Annotated in this window: 25 protein-coding genes and 1 tRNA gene; 18 read left to right on the forward strand and 8 right to left on the reverse strand. The window is 69.7% G+C overall.

The genetic code is table 11. From position 1 onward, the window contains the following. Window positions 1-1,567 (reverse strand): SulP family inorganic anion transporter (locus tag ACKOQ4_RS05040; RefSeq protein ID WP_526289456.1); only part of this gene is annotated, 1,567 nt, incomplete at its 3' end. Window positions 1,568-1,616: 49 nt separating this feature from the next. Between ACKOQ4_RS05040 and ACKOQ4_RS05045 the strand changes: the two genes are divergently transcribed. Together ACKOQ4_RS05045 and ACKOQ4_RS05050 are read left to right on the forward strand one after the other, a co-directional pair. Continuing rightward, window positions 1,617-3,494 carry an alkyl/aryl-sulfatase gene (locus tag ACKOQ4_RS05045; protein ID WP_526289458.1) on the forward strand — a complete coding sequence of 626 codons (1,878 nt, stop codon included), beginning with the start codon at window positions 1,617-1,619 and terminating at the stop codon, window positions 3,492-3,494. A 25-nt stretch (window positions 3,495-3,519) separates the two neighbouring features. Beyond that, window positions 3,520-3,813: a hypothetical protein gene (locus tag ACKOQ4_RS05050; protein ID WP_526289460.1), complete on the forward strand. Its 294-nt coding sequence runs from the start codon at window positions 3,520-3,522 to the stop codon at window positions 3,811-3,813. 3 nt (window positions 3,814-3,816) lie between these two features. On the opposite strand, the gene ACKOQ4_RS05055 is transcribed toward ACKOQ4_RS05050, so the two are convergent. Continuing rightward, window positions 3,817-4,581 (reverse strand): SDR family NAD(P)-dependent oxidoreductase, encoded by a 765-nt coding sequence (locus tag ACKOQ4_RS05055; RefSeq protein WP_526289462.1) that lies wholly within the window; start codon window positions 4,579-4,581, stop codon window positions 3,817-3,819. 38 nt (window positions 4,582-4,619) lie between these two features. Between ACKOQ4_RS05055 and ACKOQ4_RS05060 the strand changes: the two genes are divergently transcribed. Next, window positions 4,620-5,225, forward strand: coding sequence for a histidine phosphatase family protein (locus tag ACKOQ4_RS05060; protein ID WP_526289464.1), 606 nt, complete (start codon window positions 4,620-4,622; stop codon window positions 5,223-5,225). Window positions 5,226-5,229: 4 nt separating this feature from the next. On the opposite strand, the gene ACKOQ4_RS05065 is transcribed toward ACKOQ4_RS05060, so the two are convergent. Continuing rightward, complete coding sequence (locus ACKOQ4_RS05065; RefSeq protein ID WP_526289496.1) at window positions 5,230-5,610, reverse strand: LapA family protein; 381 nt, start codon at window positions 5,608-5,610, stop codon at window positions 5,230-5,232. A gap of 72 nt (window positions 5,611-5,682) precedes the next feature. On the opposite strand from ACKOQ4_RS05065, the gene ACKOQ4_RS05070 reads away from it, so the two are divergent. From ACKOQ4_RS05070 to ACKOQ4_RS05090, 5 genes are read left to right on the forward strand one after another with little or no spacing between them, the layout of a single operon-like run. Further along, a complete protein-coding gene (locus tag ACKOQ4_RS05070; RefSeq protein ID WP_526289466.1) occupies window positions 5,683-6,624 on the forward strand; it encodes an ABC transporter substrate-binding protein in 942 nt (313 codons plus the stop codon). After that, window positions 6,625-7,740, forward strand: coding sequence for an ABC transporter ATP-binding protein (locus tag ACKOQ4_RS05075; RefSeq protein ID WP_526289468.1), 1,116 nt, complete (start codon window positions 6,625-6,627; stop codon window positions 7,738-7,740). A 5-nt stretch (window positions 7,741-7,745) separates the two neighbouring features. Further along, window positions 7,746-8,393: an ABC transporter permease gene (locus tag ACKOQ4_RS05080; protein WP_526289470.1), complete on the forward strand. Its 648-nt coding sequence runs from the start codon at window positions 7,746-7,748 to the stop codon at window positions 8,391-8,393. Then, complete coding sequence (locus tag ACKOQ4_RS05085) at window positions 8,390-9,166, forward strand: ABC transporter permease (RefSeq protein WP_526289472.1); 777 nt, start codon at window positions 8,390-8,392, stop codon at window positions 9,164-9,166. Before ACKOQ4_RS05080 ends, ACKOQ4_RS05085 begins: the two co-directional genes overlap by 4 nt. Further along, window positions 9,163-9,759 (forward strand): putative glycolipid-binding domain-containing protein, encoded by a 597-nt coding sequence (locus ACKOQ4_RS05090; protein ID WP_526289498.1) that lies wholly within the window; start codon window positions 9,163-9,165, stop codon window positions 9,757-9,759. Before ACKOQ4_RS05085 ends, ACKOQ4_RS05090 begins: the two co-directional genes overlap by 4 nt. Here ACKOQ4_RS05090 and ACKOQ4_RS05095 read toward each other — a convergent pair. After that, the gene (locus tag ACKOQ4_RS05095; protein ID WP_526289500.1) at window positions 9,725-10,666 is read right to left on the reverse strand and encodes a prephenate dehydrogenase; all 942 of its coding nucleotides are present in this window, start codon (window positions 10,664-10,666) and stop codon (window positions 9,725-9,727) included. The two genes, ACKOQ4_RS05090 and ACKOQ4_RS05095, sit on opposite strands and share 35 nt — an antisense overlap. A 100-nt stretch (window positions 10,667-10,766) precedes the next feature. On the opposite strand from ACKOQ4_RS05095, the gene ACKOQ4_RS05100 reads away from it, so the two are divergent. From ACKOQ4_RS05100 to ACKOQ4_RS05115, 4 genes are all read left to right on the forward strand, one after another. Then, entirely contained in the window at window positions 10,767-11,285 is a 519-nt protein-coding gene (locus tag ACKOQ4_RS05100; RefSeq protein ID WP_526289474.1) for a tRNA adenosine deaminase-associated protein, read from the forward strand. Continuing rightward, complete coding sequence (locus ACKOQ4_RS05105; protein ID WP_526289503.1) at window positions 11,285-11,752, forward strand: nucleoside deaminase; 468 nt, start codon at window positions 11,285-11,287, stop codon at window positions 11,750-11,752. The genes ACKOQ4_RS05100 and ACKOQ4_RS05105 overlap by 1 nt, the downstream gene beginning before the upstream one ends. 27 nt (window positions 11,753-11,779) lie before the next feature. Then, a tRNA-Ser gene (locus ACKOQ4_RS05110) sits at window positions 11,780-11,870 on the forward strand. Window positions 11,871-11,973: 103 nt separating this feature from the next. Next, a complete protein-coding gene (locus ACKOQ4_RS05115; RefSeq protein WP_526289476.1) occupies window positions 11,974-14,550 on the forward strand; it encodes a beta-propeller domain-containing protein in 2,577 nt (858 codons plus the stop codon). 31 nt (window positions 14,551-14,581) lie between these two features. Here ACKOQ4_RS05115 and ACKOQ4_RS05120 read toward each other — a convergent pair whose 3' ends face one another. Then, window positions 14,582-15,106 (reverse strand): hypothetical protein, encoded by a 525-nt coding sequence (locus ACKOQ4_RS05120; RefSeq protein WP_526289478.1) that lies wholly within the window; start codon window positions 15,104-15,106, stop codon window positions 14,582-14,584. A 112-nt stretch (window positions 15,107-15,218) separates the two neighbouring features. Here ACKOQ4_RS05120 and ACKOQ4_RS05125 point away from each other — a divergent pair, with 112 nt between their 5' ends. After that, window positions 15,219-16,649, forward strand: a complete 1,431-nt coding sequence (locus ACKOQ4_RS05125) for a WS/DGAT/MGAT family O-acyltransferase (protein WP_526289480.1) — start codon at window positions 15,219-15,221, stop codon at window positions 16,647-16,649. Between the two features lie 50 nt (window positions 16,650-16,699). Continuing rightward, window positions 16,700-17,932 (forward strand): tRNA guanosine(34) transglycosylase Tgt, encoded by a 1,233-nt coding sequence (tgt, locus tag ACKOQ4_RS05130; protein ID WP_526289482.1) that lies wholly within the window; start codon window positions 16,700-16,702, stop codon window positions 17,930-17,932. Window positions 17,933-18,081: 149 nt separating this feature from the next. On the opposite strand, the gene ACKOQ4_RS05135 is transcribed toward tgt, so the two are convergent. After that, complete coding sequence (locus ACKOQ4_RS05135; protein ID WP_526289484.1) at window positions 18,082-19,428, reverse strand: RNA-dependent RNA polymerase family protein; 1,347 nt, start codon at window positions 19,426-19,428, stop codon at window positions 18,082-18,084. Beyond that, a complete protein-coding gene (locus tag ACKOQ4_RS05140) occupies window positions 19,421-21,394 on the reverse strand; it encodes a hypothetical protein (RefSeq protein WP_526289486.1) in 1,974 nt (657 codons plus the stop codon). The genes ACKOQ4_RS05135 and ACKOQ4_RS05140 overlap by 8 nt, the downstream gene beginning before the upstream one ends. 80 nt (window positions 21,395-21,474) lie before the next feature. Between ACKOQ4_RS05140 and ACKOQ4_RS05145 the strand changes: the two genes are divergently transcribed. The 3 genes from ACKOQ4_RS05145 to ACKOQ4_RS05155 are packed head-to-tail and all read left to right on the forward strand — an operon-like array spanning window position 21,475 to window position 24,676. Continuing rightward, window positions 21,475-22,209: a ribonuclease T2 family protein gene (locus ACKOQ4_RS05145; RefSeq protein WP_526289488.1), complete on the forward strand. Its 735-nt coding sequence runs from the start codon at window positions 21,475-21,477 to the stop codon at window positions 22,207-22,209. A 19-nt stretch (window positions 22,210-22,228) separates the two neighbouring features. Further along, window positions 22,229-23,443, forward strand: a complete 1,215-nt coding sequence (locus ACKOQ4_RS05150) for a cytochrome P450 (RefSeq protein ID WP_526289490.1) — start codon at window positions 22,229-22,231, stop codon at window positions 23,441-23,443. A 9-nt stretch (window positions 23,444-23,452) separates the two neighbouring features. Continuing rightward, a complete protein-coding gene (locus ACKOQ4_RS05155; protein WP_526289492.1) occupies window positions 23,453-24,676 on the forward strand; it encodes a saccharopine dehydrogenase family protein in 1,224 nt (407 codons plus the stop codon). On the opposite strand, the gene gluQRS is transcribed toward ACKOQ4_RS05155, so the two are convergent. Further along, window positions 24,673-25,566 carry a tRNA glutamyl-Q(34) synthetase GluQRS gene (gene gluQRS, locus ACKOQ4_RS05160; protein ID WP_526289494.1) on the reverse strand — a complete coding sequence of 298 codons (894 nt, stop codon included), beginning with the start codon at window positions 25,564-25,566 and terminating at the stop codon, window positions 24,673-24,675. The genes ACKOQ4_RS05155 and gluQRS overlap by 4 nt on opposite strands. Before the next feature lie 19 nt (window positions 25,567-25,585). On the opposite strand from gluQRS, the gene ACKOQ4_RS05165 reads away from it, so the two are divergent. Further along, window positions 25,586-25,764: ATP-dependent DNA ligase (locus ACKOQ4_RS05165; protein ID WP_526289505.1), on the forward strand; the 179-nt coding region annotated here is incomplete at its 3' end.

Genomic DNA, 25,764 nt, shown 5'->3' on the forward strand with positions numbered 1-25,764 from the left:
GCTGGTGGTGCGCCGGCGGTGGGGGGCTAACCCGCGAGTAGGCGAACGTGATGCCCTTGCCCTGCAACCACTGCTGTTCCTTGGCCAGCGCCTCGGCCCCGGTGACGTCGACGTCGCTGACCCCTTCCATGTCGAGGATGAACGCCGATACCGGGTTGGGCGCCTCGCGCACCGCCTGACGGAGCTTCGCGCTCAGGGTCTGGGCGTTGCCGAAGAAGATCGGTGCCGCGAAGCGCAGGGCGACCACCCCGGGCACCGTCTCCCCGGACCCGTCATCGGAAACCGTCAGCGAGACGTGCGGGTCGTCGGACCCCTGCAGCACGTCCACCGCGGGATGAGCGGCTTTGCGCAGCAGGTTGATCAGCGACAGGATGAACGCCAGCACGATCCCGGCCAGCGGTCCGATCAGCAGCACCCCAGCGAAACACGTTGCTGCCACGGCGAACTCGAAACGGGAGAGCCGCCACAGATCGCGCAACGCCCTGATGCCGATCAGCTTGACCACTGACACCCCGACGATCGCACCGATCGCGGGGGAGGGGATGTCGGCCAGCAGGCCGGCGCCGAAAACCAGCAACGCCAGTGCTCCGGCCGCCATCACCAGCAGCGGAAGCTGGGTGCGTGAACCCGCCTGGTCCATCGCCGCCGCCCGCGAGGTGGATGAGCCGATGGTGAAGCCCGACGACAGCCCGGAGGCGATGTTGGCGGCGCCGAATGCCGCCAGGTCGCGGTCGGGCGAGGTGGGGTGGCCGTATTTGTCCGCGTAGGACCTTGCCAGCAGCAGCCCTTCGCCGACGGTGACCGTGGTGATGGCCAGCGCTGGAAGGACGACCGCCACCCACAGGTGCCAGTCCAGTCGGGGAAAGGCGAGAACCGGCGGTCCCGACGGGATCGCCCCCAGCACCGCGACGCCGTGGGCTGTGAGGTGCAGGAGCTTCGAGGCGACCGTGGCGGCGATCAGCACGACCAGCGCCCACGGCACCGCGGGCATTCGACGCCGGGCCGGAACCAGTACCCCGATCGCGGCCAGACTCAGCCCCAGCGACCACCAGTGCACCGCACCCAGCCGGGTGGCCAGCTGGGAGAACCGTTCGAAGAACTCCGCGCCGCTGTCCACCCTGATGCCCATCATCTTGGCGATCTGGCTGAGCAGGATGTCGCATGCCAGACCGCCGACGAAGCCGATGAGGATCGGCTTGGACAGGAAGTCGGCGAGGAACCCCAGCCGGAACACCGCGCAGGCCGCGAACAGCAGACCGCCGACGATCGCCTGGGCGGCGGCCATCTGCGCGTACTGCTCGGTGCCCGCCACAGCCACCCCGGACAGCGCGGAGCCGACCAGGGCCGCGGCCGCCGCGTCGGGCGCGGCGACCAGATGCCGGGATGAGGCCAGCAGAGCGAAGACCACCGACGGCAGCACCAGGGCGTAAAGCCCGGCGGTGGGCGGCAGGCCGGCGATCTGCGCGTAGCCGATGTTGAGCGGCAGCGCGATGGCCAGCAGGGTGATCCCGGCCAGCACCTCGGTGCCGAGGTTGTGCCGGGTCAGGCCGGGAAGCAGCGGGTACATCGCGGCCAATCATGGCCCAGGTCCGCGGGCATCGGGAACAATTCGCCGTATGGAAGCCAACCCCCCGTCACCGGTCATCGAAGCACTGAATCGTCGACACGCGTCGTCGCTGCCCTTCGACGACACCCGCGATTTCGGCGACGCCGATCGCGGCTTCATCGGTGCGCTGGAACCGTGCGTGGTCACCGCCGCCGACGGCCGGGTGGTCTGGGACAACGACGTCTACGCATTCCTGGACGGCGAGGCTCCTGGATCGGTGCATCCCAGCCTGTGGCGCCAATCCGTGCTGTGCGCCAAGCAGGGTCTCTATGAGGTGGTCGAGGGCATCTACCAGGTTCGGGGTCTGGACCTGTCCAACATCACCTTCGTCGAGGGCGATACCGGCGTCGTGGTCATCGACCCGCTGGTGTGCACCGAGACCGCCGCCGCCGCACTGGCGTTGTACCGCAAACACCGGGGCGAGAGGGAAGTTCGCGCGGTGATCTTCACGCACAGCCACGTCGACCACTTCGGCGGCGTGCTGGGGGTCACCACCCAGGCCGACGTCGACGCCGGCCGGGTGCCGGTACTGGCGCCGGAGGGATTCGTCGGTCATGCGGTGCAGGAGAACGTCTACGCCGGCACGGCGATGACCCGTCGTGCGGCTTACATGTACGGCACCGCGCTGCACCGGGGTCCGCGGGGTCAGGTGGGCTGCGGACTGGGCCAGGCCCCGTCCACCGGCGAGGTCGCGATCATCGTGCCGACCATCGACATCACCACCACCGGCGAGACGCACACCCTCGACGGGGTGGACATCGAGTTCCAGATGGCGCCCGGCACCGAGGCGCCGGCCGAGATGCACTTCTACTTCCCGAAGTTCCGCGCGCTGTGCATGGCCGAGAACGCCACCCACAACCTGCACAACCTGCTGACCCTGCGCGGCGCCCTGGTGCGGGACCCGCGTGCCTGGGCGGGCTACCTCACTGAGGCGATCGACACCTTCGCCGACCGCACCGATGTCGTCTTCGCCTCGCATCACTGGCCAACCTGGGGACGCGAACGGATCGTGGAATACCTTTCCCTGCAACGGGATCTGTACGCCTACCTGCACGACCAGACCCTGCGCCGACTCAACCAGGGCTACACCGGCATCGAGATCGCCGAGAACTTCACCATGCCGCCCGCGCTGGAGAAGGCCTGGCACGCACACGGCTACTACGGTTCGGTCAATCACAACGTCAAAGCCGTCTACCAGCGCTACATGGGCTGGTTCGACGGCAACCCGGGCCGGCTGTGGCCGCATCCGCCCGAAGAGGCGGGACCACGCTACGTCAATGCGATGGGCGGCATCGACCGCGTCGTGGAGATAGCCCGGGAGGCCTTCGACTCCGGCGACTACCGCTGGGCGGCAACGTTGTTGGACCATGCCGTCTTCACCGACGAGCACCACGCCGGTGCCCGGACTCTGTACGCCGAGACCCTCGAGCAGCTGGGTTACGGCGCCGAGTGCGCAACCTGGCGCAACTTCTTCCTGTCCGGCTCGACCGAACTGCGCACCGGCAACTTCGGCACCCCGGTGAGCACCACCGCGCCGACCATGCTCAGCCAGCTCACCCCGGAGCAGATGTTCGACATCCTCGCGCTGTCGGTCAACGGGCCGCGGGCCTGGGATCTGGACCTGGCCATGGACGTGACCTTCACCGACCTCGACGCCAACTACCGGCTCACGCTGCGCAACGGGGTGCTGGTCTACCGCAGGCGTCCCGCCGAGCCCGCCACCGCGGCGGCTACGGTGACACTGGCCGCGAAGATGCGGCTGATGGCCGCGGCCATGGGCGACCTCGCCTCACCGGGCCTGCAGGTCGCCGGTGACACCGCGGCGCTGCAGACGCTGATGAGTGTGCTGGACAAGCCCGACCCGGACTTCAACATCGTCACGCCCTAGAGGAGCAACCGATGAGGAGCAACCGATGAGCAGCCAGCACGTGAGCCTGACCGGCGACGAGCAGTCCCTGGTCGACCAGACCGAACCCGCGGCCCTGGAACGGATGGACGAGAGGGCCCTCAAGGAGCTGCAGAACCGGCTGCGCAAGGCCCGCGAGAAGAACTTCAGCCTGCTACGCCGCCAGGGCGCGGCCCGTGTCAAAGAAGAGGGCGGCCGCGGCGCGGCCGAGCAGGCGAACCAGAAGCGCGGGGACAAGGTCGACATCCTCGACGAGGCGCTGGCCCGGGTGGGCGAACGGTTGGACGCCGTCAGCGAGTAGGACTCAACCGAACCCGCCGTCGGCGTGCAGGATCGCCCCGGTGGTGTAACTCGACGCGTCCGACATCAGGAACAGCGCCGCCCCGACGATCTCCGCCGGCTCCCCCGCGCGGCCCAGCGCGTAACCGGCGAACGGGTTCACATCGCCCAGCTGCCAGGCCTTGCTGATGTCGGTCAGGAACGGCCCGGGCATCAACGTGTTCACCCGCACCGCCGGCCCGTATGCCTTGGCCAGTCCCTCGGTGACCGCGTTGAGGCCGGCCTTGGCCGCCGCGTAGGGCAGATACGACGGGTGCGGCCGCAGCGACCCGTGCGTGCTGACGTTGACGATCACCCCGCTGCCGGCGGCCGCCATCCGCTCGCCGGCCAGCACCGACAGCCGGAACGGACCCTTGAGGTTGAGGTTGACCACGGAGTCGAACAGCGCCTCGGTGACGTCGCCCAGCGACTCGTAGGTGGGTGACATGCCGGCGTTGTTGACCAGAACGTCGAGCCGTCCGAAACGTGCGTAGACCGCCTCGATCAGCCCGTCGAGCTGATCCCAACGGCCGACGTGCACGCCGTAAGGCATTGCGCTGCGGCCCGTTTCGGCCTCTATCTCCGCCGCGGTGGCCACGCAGTTGTCGTACTTGCGGCTGGCGACGACAACGTCCGCACCGCAGCGCGCCGCTGCGAAGGCCATCTCCCGGCCCAGTCCGCGGCTGCCCCCCGTCACCAGCACCACCCGGCCGGTCAGGTCGAACAGCCGATCCGCGTACCCGCCGCTCATCGAGGACCCTTCCGTCGCGAACCCCTATCGTGACACGGGTGCAGGTGTTGCTGATCAGGCATGCGCTGCCGGTGCGCACCCGGCCCGGCGAGGGCTCGGATCCCGAACTCGCCGAGTTGGGGTGGGAACAGGCGCGCCGGTTGCCCGCCGCGCTGGACCGCTTCCCGATCAGCCGTCTCTACAGCAGTCCGCAGCGCCGGGCCGTGCAGACCGCCGAGCCGGTGGCGGCCGCCACCGGGCTGGGCGTCGGCGTCGACGATCGGCTGGCCGAATACGACCGTGGCATGTCGCACTACATCCCGCTGGAGCAGGTGCGCGCCGAACGCCCCGAGGACTGGGACCGGATGTCGCGGGGCCAGCTGCCCGGAGGGGTCGACGCCGGGGCGTTCGGCCGGCGGGTGTGGGACGCGCTGCGTGATGTGACGGCGGTTTGCGAGCACGACGACACCGTCGCGGTGTTCAGCCACGGCGGCGTGATCAACCTGGTGCTGCACGAGGTGCTCAGGACCGCCAAACCGCTGTCGTTCCCGATCGACTACGCCTCGGTCACCGTGCTGCGCTACTCGCGCGCGGGCGCGTTCACCGTCGGCGGGGTCAACAGCATCGAGCACGTGTGGGACCTGCTGCCCCACCGGCTGCGCTGATTCGTTACTGCTTGAGCGCGAACTTCAGGTTCTTCTTGGCCACCCGGCGCAACTGGAACATCCGGGCCGCGCTGACCAGACCGGTGATCAGCCCGCCGCATACCGCGGCCAGCAGGATCGCCACCCCCAGCGGCAGGTTCCAATGCCAGTTGAGGAACGTGAACGGGGTCGAGGCCGTGTTCTGGGCGATGAACGTCAGTAGCACGATCAGGATCAGGAACCCCAGAATCAGCGAGGTCCACAACGCCGCCGCCCGGGTGAATTTGACGTCTTCGACCTGTGCGACCGGTCCGTCGGACACCGGCGGCAACGGCTCGGCCGGCGAAACGTTCTGTTCGCTGCTCATCACGACATCTTCGCCTGTCGAGGCCGGGAAGGAAACCACCAAACCGGCAACGGGACGGTAACGGATCCGGGCAGCCGCTAGGGTCGTGCCAACATGGCTGAAAGGACGCCGATGAAACCGTCCCTACGCTGGCTGTTCGCCGTCGTGCTGACGGTGCTCGTCCCGGCGGCCGCCGGTTGCGGCAGTTCCAACCCACTCGGCGGCGGGACGATGTCGGGCGACCTGAAGTCGGTGGTGGTCGGCTCCGCGGACTTCCCGGAGTCCAAGATCGTCGCCGAGATCTACGCCGGGGCCCTGGAAGCCAACGGCTTCACCGTCGTGCGCCAGTTCGGCATCGGCAGCCGCGAGACCTACATCCCGGCCCTGCGCGACCACTCCATCGACCTGATCCCCGAGTACACCGGCAACCTGCTGCAGTACTTCAACCCCAAGAGCACCGCATCGGCGCCCGGTGACGTCGAACTGGCGCTCTACCGCGCCCTTCCCGGAGACCTGGCGATCCTCAACCCGGCCCCGGCCAACGACACCGACACCGTGACCGTCACCCAGGCCACCGCCGCGAGATGGAACCTCAAGACGATCGCCGATCTGGTGCCGTATGCCGCCGAGGTCAAGTTCGGCGCACCGTCGGAGTTCCTCAAGCGTCAGCAGGGCCTGCCAGGGCTGAAGGCCAGGTACGGCCTGGACATCAAACCGGACAACTTCGTCGCGATCAGCGACGGCGGTGGCCCGGCGACGGTCAAGGCGCTGTCGGGGGGAACGGTGACCGCCGCGAACATCTTCAGCACCTCACCGGCGATCCCGCAGAACAAGTTCGTCATTCTCGAGGATCCCAAAAATAATTTCCTGCCGGGAAACGTTGTGCCGCTGCTGAGTTCGCAGAAGAACTCCGAGGAACTCAAGAAGGTCCTCAACGCGGTCTCTGCGCGTCTGAGCACAAAGGACCTCACCGACCTCAACGCCTCGGTGTCGGGTAACTCCGGGGTCGACCCGGACGAGGCAGCCCGGCACTGGTTGGCGGCCAACGCGTTCGACACCCCGATCGGCAAGTAGATGATCACCTTCACCGGCGTCACCAAGCGTTACCCGGACGGCACCGTCGCCGTCGACGACCTGAACCTCGAGGTTCCCGCCGGCAGTCTGACCGTCTTCGTCGGCCCGTCGGGCTGCGGGAAGACCACCTCGATGCGGATGATCAACCGGATGGTCGAGCCCACCTCCGGAACGGTCAGCGTCGACGGACGCGACGTCGCCGGCGTCGACCCGGTCAAGCTCAGGCTGGGAATCGGCTATGTCATCCAAAGTGGCGGGCTGATGCCGCATCAACGGGTGATCGACAACGTCGCCACCGTCCCGGTACTGCGTGGCGAGTCCCGCCGGACCGCCCGGCGCGAGGCCTACCGGGTGCTGGAGCGCGTCGGACTGGATCCCAAACTGGCGCAGCGCTATCCGGCGCAACTCTCCGGCGGTCAGCAGCAGCGGGTCGGGGTGGCCCGCGCACTGGCCGCCGACCCGCCGGTGCTGTTGATGGACGAACCCTTCTCGGCCGTCGATCCGGTGGTCCGCGACGAGTTGCAGGCCGAGATCCTGCGACTGCAGAGCGAACTGCGCAAGACCATCGTGTTCGTCACCCACGACATAGACGAGGCCGTCAAACTCGGCGACGCCGTCGCGGTTTTCGGCGTCGGAGGGAAGCTCGAACAGTACGACCCGCCCGCGCGGTTGCTGTCCAACCCGGCGAACGACTTCGTGGCCGGGTTCATCGGCAACGACCGCGGATACCGGCTGCTGCAGTTCTTCAGCGCATCAACCCTTGAGCTGCAACCGGTTCCAACGGTCACCGAGGACGACCTCGACGGGTTGTACCTGGCGCCCGACGAGTGGCGGTTGGTCACCGTCGACGGCGGGGTGCCTTTCGGCTGGATCGACGCCGCCGGCACCGACCGCCACCGCGCCGGCAGCGGACTCTACGACAGCGTGACGGCCGGCGGCTCGCTGTTCCGGCGCGAGAGCACCTTGCGGGCGGCTCTGGACGCGGCGCTGTCCTCGCCGTCGGGGATCGGGCTGGCCGTCGACGAACGCGGTGCGGTGGTGGGCGGGGCACCGGCGGAGGACGTCGTGGACGCGATGGAGTCCCAACGCCACCGGATGCCGGCCGAGACGGACTGACCGGCGTGCGCTACCTGCTGACCCACCTGGACGCGGCCTGGACGCTGACCCAGATCCACCTGCGGCTCGCACTGATCCCGGTGCTGCTCGGCCTGCTGATCGCGGTCCCGTTGGGGGCCTTCGTGTGGCGCCGCACCGCCCTGCGGCGGCTGACCACGCTGACCGCCAGCATCATCTTCACCATCCCGTCGCTGGCGCTGTTCGTGGTACTGCCTCTGGTCATACCGACCCGCATCCTCGACGAGGCCAACGTCATCATCGCCCTGACCCTCTACACCACGGCACTGCTGGTCCGTGCCGTGCCCGAGGCACTGGACGCGGTTCCCGGGCAGGTTCGCGACGCCGCCTCGGCGGTCGGTTACACCCGTCTCGGGCAGTTGCTCAAAGTCGAACTGCCGCTGTCGCTTCCGGTTCTCGTCGCCGGGCTGCGGGTGGTCGCCGTCACCAACATCTCGATGGTCGCCGTCGGATCGGTGATCGGGATCGGCGGGCTGGGAACGTGGTTCACCGAGGGCTACCAGTCAGACAAGAGCGACCAGATCATCGCCGGCATCATCGCCGTCTTCCTGCTGGCGATCATCGTCGACGTGGTGATCCTGCTGGCCGGTCGCCTCGCCACCCCCTGGGCCCGGGCCGCGAAGGCGGCGGCGTGAACTTCCTCCAACAGGCGCTGGCCTTCATCTTCACCGCCGAGAACTGGTCGGGCACCGCTGGTCTGGGAGCGCGCATCCTCGAGCACCTGCAGTACACCGGTGTGGCCGTGGTCGTCTCGGCGCTCATCGCCGTACCGATCGGGCTGGTGATCGGGCACACCGGGCGCGGTTCGTTCCTGGTGGTCACCGCCGTCAACGCACTGCGGGCGCTGCCGACCCTGGGTGTGCTGCTGCTCGGAGTGCTGCTGTGGGGACTCGGCCTGCTGCCGCCGACGGTGGCGCTGATGCTGCTCGGGGTGCCGCCACTGCTGGCCGGAACCTATGCCGGGATCGCCAACGTCGACCCCAAGGTTGTCGATGCCGCGCGGTCGATGGGCATGACCGAGTGGCAGGTGCTGACCAGGGTGGAGATCCCCAACGCCCTTCCGCTGATCCTCGGCGGGCTTCGTACCGCCACGCTGCAGATCGTGGCGACGGCGACGGTGGCGGCCTACGCCAGCCTGGGCGGCCTGGGCCGCTACCTCATCGACGGCATCAAGGTCCGGCAGTTCTATCTGGCCCTGGTGGGCGCGCTGATGGTGACGGTGCTGGCGCTGCTTCTCGACGGTGTACTCGCCCTGGGGGTGTGGGCTTCGCTGCCGGGAAGCGGGCGGTTGCGCCGCCGCCTTCCGCAGCCCCTGCTCGACGACGAGGCGCTGGTGCGGACCAGGCCGCGGGGCCGGACTCCCGACTACGGGGCCGACGGCCCGTCCCCTACGGTGGAGGGGTGGTGACCGAAGCAGACGGCGCCGGCGTGCGCGGCTGGCCGGCCATCCTGACCTGGCGCTCCCACGACGCGTCGCGAATCGAGTCGGCGCGGGTTCAACTGTCCGGCAACCGGATCAGGGCGATCGGGCGGATCGTGGCGGCGGCCACCGAGCAGTACCCGGCCTTCAGCGCCTCCTACGACCTGGTGACCGACGACGCCGGCCTCACCAGGCGGCTGTCGCTGGACGTCACCATGCCCGACCGCGACCGTCAGCTGTCGGTCGCACGCGACGAAGAGAACATGTGGCTGATCTCCGGACACGAGGGCGAGTCCCGGGCCGATTTCGGCGGCGCACTGGATGTGGACGTCGTGCTCAGCCCGTTCTTCAACGCGCTGCCGATCCGGCGGATCGGGCTGCACCGGGCGCCCGGGTCGGTGACCCTTCCGCTGGTCTACGTCCGCCTGCCGGACCTCAGCGTCGTGCCGGAGTCGATCAGCTACAGCAGCTCCGGCGCCGGAAGCGCGATCGCCGTGCACTCGCCGGTGGCCGAGGCCGCCGTCGTCGTCGACGACGAGGGCTTCATCATCGACTATCCGGGCCTGGCAGCGCGGATCTGATCACCGCACCGGCCCGGCCGGCTGCCGCCAGTTCCGCGCGCCAGTTCTCGGCGCCGATCACCGTGGTGACCACGTCGGGCCGCGGGAAGTGGTCGAAACGGATCCGCGCCGCGTGCCCGAGGTCGACCAGTTCGGCCACCGAACCCCTCTCCACCAGCGTTCGGCGGGCGGTGTGGAGCAATTCGAGCGCATGGTCGAGGGTGGGGACGAGTTGGTCGGCGTTGGCCTCGCACATGGCCCGCACCAGATCCGGTGCGGTGGCGGCCACCCGGGTGCCGTCGCGGAAGGACCCGGCCGCCAGCGCGAACGCCAACGGCACCTCTCCCGCCGTGGCGGCCAGTGCCTCGGCGAACAGGTGCGGCAGATGGGAGATCGACGCGGCGGCGGCGTCGTGCTCGTCGGACTTGGCCGGCACCACCACCGCGCCGCAGTCCAGCGCCAGATGCATCACCTGGGTCCAGACCGCGGGGTCGACGTGGTCGTCCACCGCGACCACCCACGGTGCGCCGCGGAACAGTCCGGCGTCGCCGGCCGTCCACCCGGAGTAGGCGGTGCCGGCCATCGGGTGCCCGCCGACGTAGCGGTCCAGCAGGCCCGCCGACCGGACCTCGCTGAGCACCGGGCCCTTGACGCTGATCACGTCGGTGATCGCGCAGTCACCGGCGAGTGCCCTGACGTGGCCGAGGAGGTGCGCGACCGCCGGCATCGGGACGGACAGCACGAGCAGTGCCCGACGCTCGGCGGCCCATTCCAGCGCAGCGGCCAGGTCGGTGGTCGCCTCGAACCCGTCCGCCCGGGCGGCCACCGCCCCTTCGGCGGACCGGTTGAAGCCGTAGGCCGAGCGCCCCGATGCGACCGCCGCGCGTAACACCGACCCGCCGATCAGACCCAGGCCGAGCACGCACACCGGTGTTGTCGCCACGCCTTCCAGGTTGGCATACCAGCGCGGCCCGGGCGCGCAGGCGGGCGCTGGTCACCCGCGTGCTCAGCGGCTAGCGTTACCGGTCATGGCGGCACAGCGGGCAGAACGGGGGCAGGAGCCGGACGCGCCCTACGGGTTCGCGGTAGCGGTGGTGCGCGAGGGCGCCACCTGGAGGTGCTCCCCGCTGAGCTCCGCGGCGCTGACCAGCCTGACCAGCGCCGAGACCGAGTTGCGGGAACTGCGCAGCGCCGGCGCGGTGTTCGGACTGCTCGACGTCGACGACGAGTTCTTCCTGATCGTGCGGCCCGCGCCGGCCGGAACCCTGCTGCTGCTGTCGGACGCCACCGCGGCCCTGGACTACGACATCGCCGCCGAGGCGCTGGAGAAGCTGGACGCCGACATCGCCCCGGAGGACCTCGAGGACAGCGAGCCGTTCGAGGAGGGCGACCTCGGCGTGCTCGCCGACGTCGGCCTGCCCGAAGCGGTGCTGGGGGTGATCCTCGCCGAGACCGACCTCTACGCCGACGAACAGATCGGCCGCATCGCCCGCGAGATGGGCTTCGCCGAGGAGTTGTCGGCGGTGCTCGACCGTCTCGAGCGTTGATCGGCGCCGGGGGCGACGAGCCGCTGATCCGCGCGGCGATCGCCGCCGCCCGCTCCGCCGGTCCCTGGGACGTCCCGATCGGTGCGGTGGTCTTCGACGCCGAGGGGGTCGAACTCGCCCGGGCCGCCAATGCCCGTGAGGCCCTTGGTGATCCGACCGCGCACGCCGAGATACTGGCCCTTCGGGCGGCCGCGCGGGTCGCCGGCGACGGTTGGCGGCTCGAGGGCGCCACACTCGCGGTGACGGTCGAGCCGTGCACCATGTGCGCCGGCGCCCTGGTGATGGCCCGGGTCGGGCGACTGGTGTTCGGGGCCTGGGAGCCCAAGACCGGTGCGGCCGGCTCGCTGTGGGACGTGGTGCGCGACCGGCGGCTGACCCACCGGCCCGAGGTGCGCGGCGGGGTGCTGGCCGGCGAGTGCGCCGAGTTGCTCGAGGGGTTTTTCGCCGCGCACCGCGATTTGGGCTAGTCCGGCGGGAACCGTAGGATTCGCGGCGGTGGCGTGTCCGAGCGGCCTAAGGAGCACGCCTCGAAAGCGTGTGAGGGGTAACCCCCCTCCGAGGGTTCAAATCCCTCCGCCACCGCCATCTTCACCCGGCCTCCGCACCCGTTGACGGACAGCAAGCTTCACAGCTATGGTTTGCCTTATTCACAGCAAAATCTCAGTGATCAGTGAAGGCGCGGTGCTTGATGTCGGCAGGTAAACGGGGTGCCCGCGCCGGGGCCGCGGCGTTCGCGCTCGGACTGGCTCTGTCCGGACCGCATGCCGCGACGGCGGCGGCCGACCCGGCCGAACCCGATCCCACCCCTGCCGCCAGCGCCGCCCAGGAGCAACCGGAAGCAGGCCCCGTCCGGATCCGGCCGTCCCGGCCAGGCCAGACGCGTATTCCCGGCCTCGGCGGGGCCCGGCGCGGCCGGGAGGTTCCCGGCGGCGGTGCCGCGGACGGGGCAAGTCGGCCGCCGCTGCCGACCAAGGGTCCCCGGGCACACCGCGGGGCGGCGGCCAGACCGACGATCTCTGACCAGGGCGGTGACGCCGCACCGGCGGCCGGGCGGCCTCGAACCGTACCGCCGGCCCCCGCCGCAGCAACCCCGCTCGATCAGAGCAGCAATGTCGCACCGGCGCCGCGACGCGTACGGGCGGCCGCCGTCACGCCATCCGGCCTGCTGGACGCGGTCACACCCCGGCCCGCTGCCGGCAGCGCGGTCACGGCGGGCGCCGTGCCGCCCGCGCTGACCAAGCCGGTCGCCGCCATCGGCACGACGGTCACCCGGTTTTTCGACACCGCCGCCCACTGGCTGTCCGGTCTGCCCCGAGGCCCCGTCACGACCTTCCTCGAAGGTGCCCTGGAGCGGGTCCGCCGACAGCTCTTCGAGCGCTTCCCCGCACTCGGCGACGGGCGGACGGTCGGCAGCAGCGCGGCGTTCTCCGGCACCGAGATGCGCGACTCTCTGCTCGGGCTGGCCAAGCAGCAGTACGGCGGCCTGTTCGGCCAGACCGTCCCGGTCTACGACCACGGCCCCTACCCGGAGTACCTCAAGTACTCGTCGTGGGCGACCGACTCCGACACCAACACCCAGGTGCAGGGCGTAGACGAGGCCGACTTCGTGGAGAACGACGGCGACTACATATACGTCGCGCACAACGGGCAGCTCCGGATCCTCAGGCCGGATCTCTCGGTCGCCTCGGAGTCGGCGCTGTCCGGCGATGTGGTCGGCGAATACCTCTCCGGCGACCGGCTGACCGTCATCTCCCAGTCGGGATCGGGATGGTACGGCCCCTGGGTGAAGATCGCAGGCGGCCACTGGCAGCCGTGGAAACCGCAGACCACGATCACCGTTTACGACGTCACCGACCGCACCGCGCCCACGGTGGTGAGACAGACCGTCTTCGACGGCGCCTACCAGAGTTCCCGCTCCGTCGACGGGGTGGTCTACCTGGTGATGCAACGTTCGGTCAATCTGCCCGCCCCGGCCTACACCGACGTCCCGGTGCAGTATCTCGATTCCGGTTCGCCCGCCGCCGCATCCGCGATCCGCTACGACCCGGACGTTCCGACCGCCTACCGCACCTACGAGACCTGGGACCAGTACGTCGCCCGGGTGGGCGGACGGATCGTCGATCTGTCGCTGCCGCACGCCTACAGCGTCGACGACACCGGCGCGACCGTGGATCTTGGAGTGATCACCGCCGATGTCACCCGGACCGACTTCGTCAACCAGCCCGCCGTGCTGACGGTGGTGTCGGTGGACTCGCGCCGCGATCCCGGGGGCCCGGCCTACGACGCCGGCGTCGCCGGCATGGTGTCAGCGCAGGGCGGCACGGTGTACATGACACCCGAGGCGCTCTACGTCGCGACCGTCCAGGACCGCTACGACGAGACCGTCTCCACCACCGAATCCCGGATCGACCGATTCGCGGTGGACGGGACCCGGCTGGTCTGGACGGCCAAGGGCACAGTGCCGGGCACACTGCTCAACCAGTTCGCCATGGACGAGCACGACGGCTACCTGAGGGTGGCCACCCACACCACCGAGTCGGCGCTGGGCGCCGGTGGCTGGACCACGCGGGACGACAACGGAATTCACGTCCTCGACACTGCCGGCGGCACGCTCGACGAGGTCGGCGCCATCACCGGTCTGGCGCCGGGTGAACAGCTCTACGCGGCCCGTTTCATCGGCGACACCGCCTATCTGGTGACGTTCCTGCGCACCGACCCGCTGTTCGCCGTGGACCTCAGCGACCCGGCCGATCCGGTGCTTCGCGACGAACTCGTGGTGCCCGGCTTCTCGAACTATCTGCAGTCGGTCGGCGACGGTCTGCTGCTGGGCATCGGGCAGGAGCGCTCGGCCGGGACGTCCGACACCCACCTGCACGCGACGCTCTTCGACGTCAGCGACCCCGACCGGCTGACCGAGATCGAACGGGTCTACCTCGACCCGGGCTACCAGTGGTCGTGGTCGGATGCCCAGTTCGACCACCACGCCCTGCTCTACACCGCCCAGGACGGCCTGCTGGTGGTGCCGGTGTCCGGCAGCGGTTACGACCCGCAGACCGGATACCGGTCCGGCCAGTACCTCAAGGTGCTGCGGGTCGGTCCGGACGGGATCGAGGTGGTCGGTGAGATCCACCCCGACGAGCCGACGCTGCGCACGGTGCGCATCGGCGACGTGCTCTACGCGGTCGGGGACACCTCGGTGTCGGCCTACCGGCTCAGTGATCTCAGCGCGATCGGGCCCGGAGTGCCTGCCTCCGCAGAGGTCTAAGTCCGAAGGCACACCACACCGTCTTGAGCGTTCACCTCTCCAGGCGGGTGAGGATCACCTTGGCCCGCCGCAGGTGCTCGACGGCGCGGTCCAGGTAGTCGCGGTAGTTGGCCGCGTCCACGGGGTCACGGCCCAGCACGAACCGCAGACATGCGTGGGTCGCGGTGTTCATGTCGTCGATCATCCGTTGCAGTTCGGCGGTCAGGCCGGGGTCGGGGCTGGGCAGGTCGGACTGCAGACCGATCGAGTTTGTGTCGTGCAGTAGCCGGCATCCCGACCACAGTCCGGATTCGTCCTCGCCCGCCGAGGCCGCCGAGACCTCGCCAAGAGCCCGGGCGGACTGCCGGAAGTGCTCACCGGCGACGGCCTCCCACTGCCGGATCGCCGACGCGGCCGACGCGGCCGGCGAGGTCGGGGCGGGCGGGGCGGTGCCGGCCGCGGTGTCGCCGGGTCCTGCCGGGCCGGCCGGCGCCCGGGTCGGGGTGGCCGCACAGGCGGCGCACAACAGCACCACCGCGACCCATCGGGCCGGGCGGCCGACGGCGGCGATCGTCATACCGTCCACCCTGCTCGTCCGGCGGACGGAAACGGCAGGGCCTTTCGGCCCCGCGCGGACGCCGATTGGCGTTCACTAGGGTGTAGTCAACGAGTAAGCAGCGGAGGGTGCGATGGAACTGATATCGCCGCTGGATTCGATGTTCCTGCTGGGGGAGTCCCGCGAGCACCCCATGCACGTCGGCGGGTTGCAGTTGTTCGAGCCGCCCGCGGGTGCCGGGCCGGACTTCATCCGGGAGCTCTACCAGGATCTGATCGGCAACGACGACCTGGCCCCGACCTTCCGCAAGCATCCCGCCGAACTGTTCGGCGGCATCGCGAATCTGACCTGGGCCTTCGACCGCGACCTCGACCTGGAGTACCACCTGCGCCGTTCGGCGCTGCCCTCACCCGGCCGCGTGCGCGAACTGCTGGAACTGACCTCGAGGCTGCACGGCACCCTGCTCGACCGGCACCGGCCGCTGTGGGAGACCCATTTCGTCGAGGGTCTCAACGACGGCCGGTTCGCGGTGTACACCAAGATCCACCACGCGCTCGTGGACGGCGTCAGTGCCATGCGGATGATGCGCCGCGCGCTGTCCACCGACCCGGATGACCACGAGGCCCGGGCGATGTGGGCCGCCAACGGGCGACCCCCAGGGAAGGGCAAGAAGGGTCCGTCTCCGCTCCGGCAGCTGGTGGGTGTCGCCGAATCCGTCGCCGAATTCGGCCCTTCGCTCATTCATCTGGCGAACAAAGGACTGCTGCAGCAGCAGCTGACCCTGCCGGTCGGCGCGCCGCGCACCATTTTCAACGTGCCGATCGGCGGCGCCCGCCGGTGTGCGGCGCAGTCCTGGCCGATCGAACGGGTGACGCGGATCAAGCAGGCGGCCGGGGTGACCCTCAACGACGTCGTGCTGGCCATGTGCGGCGGGGCGTTGCGGGCCTACCTGATCGAGCAGAACGCACTGCCGGACCGACCGCTGATCGCGATGGTTCCGGTCAGCCTGCGCGGCGACGCCAATTCCAGCGGCGGCAACCAGGTCGGTGCGCTGCTGGCCAGCCTGGCCACCCACCGCGAGGACCCGGCGCAGCGACTCGAGGAGGTCAGCGCCTCCATGCGCGGCAACAAGCAGGTGTTCAAGGACCTGCCGAAACTTCAGCAGGTGGCGCTGTCGGCGTTCAACGTCTCCCCGCTGCTGCTGTCGCTGGTCTCGCCGGCCCTGGGCTCGGCCGCCCCGCCGTTCAACCTGGTGATCTCCAACGTGCCCGGATCCCGGGAACCGTTGTTCTGGAACGGCGCTCGGCTGGACGGCAACTATCCGCTGTCCATCGCGCTGGACGGCCAGGCGCTGAACATCACGCTGTCGAACAATGCCGACAATCTCGACTTCGGCCTGGTCGGCTGCCGGCGCAGCGTGCCGCGTCTGCAACGCCTGCTCGGTCACCTGGAGGACTCGCTCACCGACCTGGAACGGGCGGTGGGGACGGCCCCCGCGAAGAAGAAGACGACGGCCCGCGCCAGGAGCGGCACCGCGCCGGCCAAGAGCGCCACGGACAGCTGACCTTGATCTCGCCCGGCTCGGCATCGGGCCGGCGGTCCGGTCGCGGTTAGATGGCGGGCGTGCCGTTCTTCACAGTCGAGGCCGAGTTGCCGGGAGGCCGTGGCCGCAGCGGTGTGATCCGCACCCCGCACGGCGACATCCGGACCCCGGCGTTCGTCGCGGTCGGCACCAAGGCGACGGTCAAGGCGGTGCTGCCCGAGACGATGCGCGAACTGGGCGCGCAGGCGTTGCTGGCCAACGCCTACCACCTCTACCTGCAGCCCGGCCCGGACATCGTCGCCGAAGCCGGCGGGGTCGGGGCGTTCATGAACTGGACCGGGCCGACGTTCACCGACAGCGGCGGCTTCCAGGTCATGTCACTGGGCGCCGGGTTCCGCAAGGTCCTCATGGAGGACCCGGCCCGGGTGCAGGCCGACGACCTGGTCGCCAAGGGAAAGCAGCGCCTGTCCCGCGTCGACGACGACGGGGTGACCTTCATCAGTCACCTCGACGGTTCGACGCACCGGTTCACCCCGGAGGTGTCCATCGGGATCCAGCACCAACTGGGGGCGGACATCATGTTCGCCTTCGACGAGCTGACGACGCTGGTCAACACCCGCGCCTATCAGGAGGAGTCGCTGGCCCGCACCCAGGCCTGGGCGCAGCGCTGCCTCGACGAGCACTGGCGGCTGGACTCCCAGGCCCCGGACTCCCGTCCGGCGCAGGCACTGTTCGGGGTGGTGCAGGGGGCGCACTACGAGGACCTGCGCCGTCAGGCCTGCCGCGGGCTGGACACCATCGCAGACCCGGGCGGCCGGGGCTTTGACGGATACGGCATCGGCGGTGCGCTCGAGAAACAGAACCTGGCCACCATCGTGGGCTGGTGCACCGAGGAGTTGCCCGATTCCAAGCCCCGCCACCTGCTCGGCATCAGCGAGCCCGACGACCTGTTCGCCGCGATAGCCGCCGGCGCGGACACCTTCGACTGCGTGTCGCCGTCCCGCGTGGCGCGCAACGCCGCGGTCTACTCGCGCGACGGCCGATACAACATCACCGGGGCGCGTTACCGGCGCGACTTCACCCCGATCGACCCGGACTGCGACTGCTACACCTGCGCGAACTACACCCGCGCCTACGTCCACCACCTGTTCAGGGCCAAGGAGATCCTCGCGGCCACCCTGTGCACGATCCACAACCAGCGTTTCATCATCCGCCTGGTCGACACCATCCGCGGCGCCATCGTCGCCGGCGACTTCGAGGCGCTGCGCGAGGATTTCCTCGGCCGTTACTACGCGAATTGCTGACCGCGACGGTCCGTGCGCGGGAATGGGCGGGGGCGCGGGGGAAAACGAAAAAAAGAAGGATCGAAAGCCGCAGCCTCTGTGGTCCTTCGGGAGGTCCGCCCGGAGGCGGGATCCGCGCCCCCAAGGTGAATAGAACCGCAGGCGGCCGGTCAGCGCAAGTTCCGCAGCCGCACCAGCGAAGCCAGTCCCATCTCGCCGTACAGCACCCGGGGGGGCAGCGAGCGCAGCCCCCGCACTCCCGACCGCCCGGTTGCCGCCTGGGCGATCTTGCGTGCGATCCGGAAATCCAGGTCCTTGAGCGCGCCCCGGTCGGTGGTGGTGTCCAGCAGTGCTGAAAGTCCCGGAACTGCAAAGGGACTCGAGACGTCGAGCATGACGTTGGTGGCCGCCACCAGATGGCGGGCACGCTCGGGGACCGACAGGGCCGCGAGGCCGCATGCGGCCCCGTCGATCCGGGTGCTGATGCGGTGCATGATGCGGCGAAGACGGTGCGGCCCCAGGGTGATGTCCCCGGCGTGATTGACCGACAGTCCCAGGCAGTCGATCCGGTTTCCGCCGCGGTAGGCCGGATCCTCCGGGGAGGGCATGCCGGTTGCGCTCAGTGCGGTGCGCAACTCCTTGGACCGCTTGCGTTTGACTCCCAGACCTTCCAGTACCTCGTCGATCCGGGCATCGACCCGTTGCAGCGCGGCGACGTCGGTGTGGGCGACCAGGAAGTCGTCGTTGTAGCGGGCGTAGAAGATGCCGTCTACAGCCTGAATCTCCCGGTCCATCGGCAGCACGGCCAGATTCGACAGCAGCGGGACCAGCGGGGTACCCATCGCAACCCCGTACACACGGTTGAATTCCGCGCCGTCCTCGTCGCGGACAACCGGCCGGACAAGGTCATTGATGAGATCCCAAACCCATTCGGGCAGTTCGCCATTCGGGCTCCCCAGTGTGGCGACCTCGCGGACGATCGACCACAGCGGGGCGTCCGGCCCCACCGGCATGGCGTCGCCGTAGTGCTCGAAATCCGACTGCAGCACATACACCGGCGGGCCGGCCCGGCCCACTGCGCGGCGATGCTCGCGCACGTAACCGCCGAGGGCGCGCATCGCCGTGGCGTTGGTCAGGCCGGGCAGGTACGAGTAGACGCCGGGCAGGCCGTGGCAGCGGGCATTGCGGGAGAGCAGCTGATAGAGGGCTGCGCCGACGACGTGGTCGGCGAAGGCGGGCATGTGTGCCGCCCGGGTCTTGCCCTTGCTCTCCAGGAACCACAGATCCACCGGCGCCGGCCGGTACCGGCCGCCGGCGACGCTGAGGGCGATCGCCTGCGACAGGGACCGCCGTCCGGTCGCGGTGTCGAAGTAGGTGATCCCGCCGCTGCCGATCTCGGCGAAGGCCTGGCCGCGCTGGCGGCGCTTGTCGAAGATCCGCATGATGACCGCCTCGTAGGTCGCCGGGTCGGCGAGACTGCGGGCGAGGTCGACGGGCCCCTGCTCCGGCTCAGCCATGTCGGCGTACCGCCTCGCGCCAGCCCTTGAAACGGTCCGGGTCGACCTCGCCCGGCAGGACGAAGATCAGCCGCAGCATCCCGCCGCGGTACAGCGGGGTCAGCCACCGGCCGGAAACCGCGACCACCGCGTTGCCGTCCTCCAGTGCGCCCAGTGCGGCCGGGATGACGCCGGCCAGGACGGCCGGATCCAGGGTGCGCATGTCCGCCGCCCCGTGGAGGGTCTCGGCGTCGAAGACGATCCCCGCGGGGAACATGTCCCGGAAGGCGGCGATCAGACCGTCGAGGCCTTCGTCGTCACCGGGAGCAGGAGCGCCGGTCAACGCGGCTCCGCGGCCGGCGGCCCCGCCGGTCATCTCCATCAGCGCCAGGTGCGCCGGCGGGCCGGTGCCGTCGGTGCGTTCGTAGTACAGCAGCGAGGTCGATGACCTGAAGGTGAAGTGTCCGGTCCCGTCGAAGGTCTTGTCCATCAGTTTCACGACCGCTGACTTCTGTTGCGGCGTAATCGATGTGGAGATGCGGACGCTGCCGGCGACGGTCGGTCCGGGCTCCCGGGCGCGGGCGGTCGCCCACTCCTGGCCTGCCAGCAGGGTGGGCAGCGGCGGGTCCCGCCGGTCGCGCACATGCTGCAGGTTGATCAGCACGATGAGCTGAACGATCATCGCCGCGGTGATCTGCGTCAGGTCGCCCGCCGGGTTCGGGTTGAGCCACACCAGAGCCAGCAGGACTGCCAGCAGGCCCAGGGTGCCCAGGTGCTCGCCGAACCGGCCCTCGGCGAACAACCGGATCTGGTAGACCCCGATGAAACTGCGGAGGACGAACATCGGGATCAGGGCGAGCAGGAAGCTGACCGGCACGTCGCGCATCACGAGCATCCCCAGCGCAGCAGCCTGGACCCAATAGAAGAGTGCGACAACGGGTGCCGTCCACAGCAGCGCCCGAAAGAACCTCAGCGCCAGTCTGCGGACCGCCGGTGCCCGGCGCAGCCGAACCAGATCGAAGTAGAAGATGCCCGCGCTCTCGTAGGTTCCGCGGAACAGCGGCAGGATCAGGTAGAAGAACTGGAAGGCGTCGATCTGCTGCCAGGACGTCATGCCGGCGGTGAGATCGAAGGTGCGGGTGTTGGTTCCGTAGAAGCCGACGAGCGCCAGCACCAGGATCGCGTCCAGTCGCAGCGAGAGTCCCGACAGAGTGGTCTCCAGGCCCATCCGCGGCGGAATCGAGGGCAGATCGTGCCACCGGCGGCGCCCGCCGAAGAGCGGGCGAAGCCCCATGAGCCGGTACAGCTCGGCGGTGTAGTGCACAGTGATCCAGATGTTCAGCGCGTTGGACACCACGATCGCGACCACGATCGCCGCGGCGGGGTAGAGGTAGAAGCCGAAACCCAGGATCGCCAACTGGATGACGGTTGGCAGCAGCATCGACCACGCCGGCTTGTAGACCCGGCGGGTGGCGTAGACACCGGAGTGCAGGACCCGCACCGGCAGGTCGATGGCGAACTCGAGGACGACGAGGAACGCGTACAGCCGCGCCACCGGGCCGGCGCCGGCGGGACTCCACACCAGCAGCACCGCCGCCCCTGCCGCGGTGACCAGCACAGCGAGAATGCCCGCCAGCACCAGCCAGCGTCCGATCTCACGGCCGGAGGCATCTCGGTTGCCGGAGTCGGCGAACGTGCGGACCCGCTCCCGCATCACCTCCAGCAGCCCCCACCAACCGCCGGCCACCACCAGGCTGCCGGCCCGCAGCACCATGACGGTGAAGGCGGCGACCCCGCCGAGGCTGGAGAGCAGGATGAAGAACTCCGCGACGTGTACCGCGAATCGCACCGTGGAGATCAGCAGCGGGTAGCGCAGGCGGTAGCGCAGGTAGGCCGCGAACCGTCCGGTGATCAGACTCGGGTACAGCGACACCGGCCGGCTCGTGCGGGCAGCCGCACGGTCGAACCAGCGCTCGACGTCGTTCACCGCATCTCCACCCGTCGGTCCCCGCCCCGGACAGTATTGCGCCCGCGGGGTGACGGTGAGGCGTGTTGAATAGGCACACCATGAGGCGAGGCGACAAGACGGTGCTGTGGGTCTCGGCCGCTCTGGCGGTGATCGCCGCGGCCGCTGTCGCGTTCAGCCTGCTCGTCCTGGATCGCCGGCCGCGCCCGGCCGCGAACGCCAGCCGGTCCAGTCTGCTTGTGCTGACCTGGGCGCCGAGCCTGTGCAAGGCGGAGCCGTCCAACATCGGCTGCCGCAGCGGCCACGTCGGCGAACTGGGACAGGCCTTCGTGCTGCACGGGCTGTGGCCGCAACCGTCCACCGAGCAGTACTGCGACGTGCCCAGGCGCGACCGGTCCCGCCTCCCGGTTGAGCTCCCCGACGACCTGAAGGCCGACCTGCAGTCGATGATGTCGGACTCTTCGGTGATGACCAACCACGAGTGGTACGCGCACGGCACCTGCTCGGGGGTCGACCCGGCCGAATACTTCCGTATCGCAACGGATCTGGCGGGGCAGGCCACCGCCGTCCTGGACCCGCTGTTCGCCGGTGCTCCGGGTGGGCGCGTCACGTCGCGGTCGGTGCGGGAGGCGTTCGACTCCCGGTTCGGCAGGGGGGCCGGAGCCCGGATCGGCCTCAGCTGCCGCGACGCGGGCAAGCTGGGGGCCATCGCCTACGAGGTGCGGTTGTCGCTGCCGCCGGTCGTCGCACTCGGGCAGGCCCGGCCGTCGCTGGCCGCCGCCCTCGCCGCCGGCCCGACGATTCCGCCGGGGTGCGGGCAGGGCCCGGTGCCGTGACACCGGGCAGACTGGACCGATGAGTGACGCCCCGCAGCAACTGCTGCTGGAACTGCTCGACCCGCGGAACCGGGCCGACCCGTATCCGATCTACCGGACGCTGAGGGAGCACGGGCCGCTGGTGCTGCCGGAGTCGTCGGTCGCGGTGTTCACCTCCTTCGCCGACTGCGAGGCGGCGCTGCGCCACCCGGCGTCGTGCAGTGACCGGTTGAAGTCCACCACCGCGCAGCGGGCGATGGCCGCCGGGGAGAATCTGCGGCCGTTCGGCACGCCCAGTTTCCTGTTCCTGGACCCGCCCGACCACACCAGGCTGCGCAGGCTGGTCAGCAAGGCGTTCTCGCCCAGGGTCGTCAAGTCGCTGGAGCCGGACGTCGCCGAACTCGTCGACGGACTGCTGGACGGGGTCGAGGCCGCGGGGGCGTTCGAGGTCATCGCCGACCTGGCCCACCCGCTGCCGGTCGCGGTGATCTGCCGGCTGCTCGGCGTGCCCGTCGAGGACGAGCCGAAATTCAGCTGGGCCTCCGAACTGCTCGCCCAGGGACTGGACCCGTTCATCGCCTTCACCGGAGCGCCGCACGGATTCGAGGAGCGACTGCAGGCCGGTCTGTGGCTGCGCGACTACCTGCGGGACCTGCTCGCGCAGCGGCGCTCGGATCCGCGTGACGACCTGATGTCGGGCCTGATCGCCGTCGAGGAGTCGGGCGATCAGCTGACCGAGGACGAGATCGTCGCGACCTGCAATCTGCTGCTGATCGCCGGTCACGAGACGACGGTGAACCTGATCGCCAACGCGGTGCTGGCCATGCTGCGCCATCCGCGGCACTGGGCCGCGCTCGGAGCGGACCCCGGTCGCGCAGCGGCGATCGTCGAGGAGACGCTGCGCTACGACCCGCCGGTCCAGCTCGTCGGCCGGGTCGCGGGGCAGGATATGACCGTCGGTGGGGTACCGGTTCCCAAGGGCGACAGCATGATCCTGCTGCTGGCTGCGGCGCACCGGGATCCCGCCGTGTTCGAGAGTCCCGACGCCTTCGATCCGGCCCGAGACGCCGTGCGCCACCTCGGCTTCGGCCTCGGCCCGCACTTCTGCCTGGGCGCCCCGCTGGCCCGGCTGGAGGCCGCGGTGGCGCTGTCCGCGGTCGCCCGCCGCTTCCCGAACGCGCGCCTGGCCGCCGAACCGGTCTACAAGCCGCACGTCACGCTGCGGGGGATGGCCAGCCTCGAAGTCGCGTTGTAGGTTCAGGCCATGAAGATCCTTCTGGTCGGTTCCGGTGGTGTGGGTTCGGCGTTCTGCGCGATCGCGGTGCGCCGCGATTTCTTCGAGCGGATCGTGGTGGCCGACTACGACGAGAGCCGCGCGATCGCCGCCGCCGGCGCGGTCGACGACCCCCGATTCAGCGCAACGCGGGTCGACGCCTCATCCGAGGACGCGGTGGCCAGACTCGTCCGCGAGCACGGCATCACCCACGTGATGAACGCGGTCGACCCGCGCTTCGACATGCCGATCTTCAAGGGCGCGCTGGCCGGCGGCGCCAATTACGTCGACATGGCGATGAGCCTGTCCAAACGGCATCCGGACAAACCCTACGAGCTGACCGGGGTCAAGCTCGGCGACGAGCAGTTCGAGATGGAGCCGCAATGGAAGGAGGCGGGTCTGCTGGCGTTGCTGGGATTCGGAGTCGAACCGGGCCTGGCCAACGTCTTCGCCCGCTACGCCGCCGATCACCTGTTCGGCGAGATCTACGAACTCGGCACCCGCGACGGCGCCAACCTGACCGTGGACGGATACGAGTTCGCGCCGTCGTTCTCGATCTGGACCACCATCGAGGAGTGCCTCAATCCCCCGGTCATCTGGGAGAAGGGCCGCGGCTGGTTCGTCACCGAGCCGTTCAGCGAGCCCGAGGTCTTCGACTTCCCCGAGGGGATCGGACCGGTGGAGTGCGTCAACGTCGAGCACGAGGAAGTGCTGCTGATGCCGCGCTACATCGACTGCAAGCGCGCGACCTTCAAATACGGACTCGGCGAGGAGTTCATCGAGGTGCTCAAGGTGCTGCACAAGCTGCGCCTGGACAGCACAGAGAAGGTCAAGGTCGCTAGCGACACGGGCACCGTCGAGGTCAGCCCGCGCGACGTGGTGGCGGCCTGCCTGCCCAACCCGGCCACACTCGGGCCGATGATGAAGGGCAAGACCTGCGCCGGATTGTGGGTCACCGGGACCGGCAAGGACGGCAAGCCCCGCTCCACCTACCTCTACCACGTGGTGGACAACCAGTGGTCGATGTCCGAGTACGGCCACCAGTGCGTTGTCTGGCAGACCGCGGTCAATCCCGTTGTCGCACTGGAACTTCTGGCCACCGGCGTCTGGAGCGGGGTTGGTGTGCTCGGGCCGGAGTGCTTCGACTCGGTGCCGTTCCTGGAACTGCTCACCGCCTACGGCTCGCCGTGGGGGCAGAAGGAACTGCCGGTCTAGATCGTTTCCGGCCGGAAGACCCACGGGTCTCGGGGCAGCCGCGCCGGGTCGAATCTCGTCAGCAGTCCGGCCATGTCGGCCTCCGGCCAGCCCAGCGACCCGGTGATCAGCGCCCAGGCCCGCGCCGCGCCCAGTTCCCCCATGCTCACCGCGCCGTCGCGCTTGGCCAGCCGCTTGCCGTCGGCGTTCAGGGCCAGCGGGACATGGGCGTACACCGCCTGCGGGTAGCCCAGCAGCCCGGCCAGGTAGGCCTGCCTCGGCGAGGACGCCAGCAGGTCGTCACCGCGTACCACCTGGTCTACGCCCGAGTGCGCGTCGTCGACCACTACGGCCAGGTTGTAGGCCGCTACCCCGTCGCCGCGGCGCAGCACGAAGTCGTCGACCACTCCGGTGTAGTCGCCGTGCAGCAGGTCGGTAATGGTGAATTCCGTTGTCTCCGAGCGCAGTCGCAGCGCGGGTGGGCGTCCGGTGTCGCGTCGTCGCGCGCGTTCGGCCTCGCTGAGGTCGCGGCACGTTCCGGGGTATGCACCCTCCGGTGCGTGCGGCGCCCGCGGTGCGCTGAGGATATCCTTTCTGCTGCAATAGCATTCGTAAACCAGGCCGCTTCGGTGCAGGCCGTGGATGACGGTGTCGTAGCGCTCGGCGTGGGCGGACTGCCACTGCGGCGGCTCGTCCCAGGTCACCCCGATCGCCGCCAGATCGGCCAGTTGGCGGCTGCCCACGTCGTCGTGGGTGCGGTCGTCGAGGTCCTCCACCCGGATCAGGAACCGCCGGCCGGTGGACCGGGCGAACAGCCAGGCCAAGACCGCGGTGCGAAGGTTGCCGATGTGCAGATCGGCCGACGGACTGGGAGCGAACCGCCCCGCCGGCTGATCCGGTGTGGTGTGCATCGCAACAGAATGTACGACGATTGACCTCGTGGACCTCCCCGTCTCCCCGCCGGTCGTGCCGATGCTGGCCAAGGCGCAGGCGAGCGTGCCCGCCGAACCGGGGGAGTGGTCGTACGAACCGAAGTGGGACGGTTTCCGCGCGGTGGTGTTCCGCGACCGCGGCGAGGTGCTGGTGCAGTCCCGCACCGGCAAGGACCT

Source organism: Mycobacterium sp. (assembly GCF_046095365.1).
Taxonomy (GTDB): domain Bacteria; phylum Actinomycetota; class Actinomycetes; order Mycobacteriales; family Mycobacteriaceae; genus Mycobacterium.